We start from the raw sequence: 392 nt of genomic DNA, 5'->3' as shown, positions 1-392 counted from the left end.
ACTCACACCACGTCCTGATAACTGAGCTCGCAGACTAAATGTTACACAATCCCCTTTGCCTTTTTGCGTCTCTGTTTTCACCTGAATAATGCTATTGGAATCCTGCCCCATCAAAGGAGCAATAGGAGTTGCTTTGGAGACCTCCGCATCAAGTATTCTCGCCCATGTTTTTAACGCATGGGGATCATTAATCCCTATATGTGTTGTTGCCATTTATTTCACCTTTCTTTGCTATAAAAAAACCGGCTTAAAGCCGGACCACCAACCCGCACCAAAGGCGGCTTATTCTCTAAAAGTCTTTCACTTAATCTTCATCATCTGCACCACTCAATTTGCGTATAAGCACTCGGTTCTTTGGATTACTGTACCACGCTTGAAACTCTTTATCCGTC

Annotated in this window: 1 protein-coding gene; it reads right to left on the bottom strand. The window is 43.4% G+C overall.

Annotated features, from left to right (window positions below; all coding sequences use genetic code 11):
- The coding region (locus ACFIM6_RS10060) for a DUF4043 family protein (protein ID WP_375612693.1) at positions 1-213 on the bottom strand (213 nt) is incomplete at its 3' end.
- Between the last annotated feature and the right edge of the window lie 179 nt (positions 214-392).

The sequence above is a fragment of the Bartonella sp. AA9NXGY genome (assembly GCF_042196845.1).
GTDB lineage: Bacteria > Pseudomonadota > Alphaproteobacteria > Rhizobiales > Rhizobiaceae > Bartonella.
This window is presented reverse-complemented; position numbering and strand designations above follow the sequence as displayed.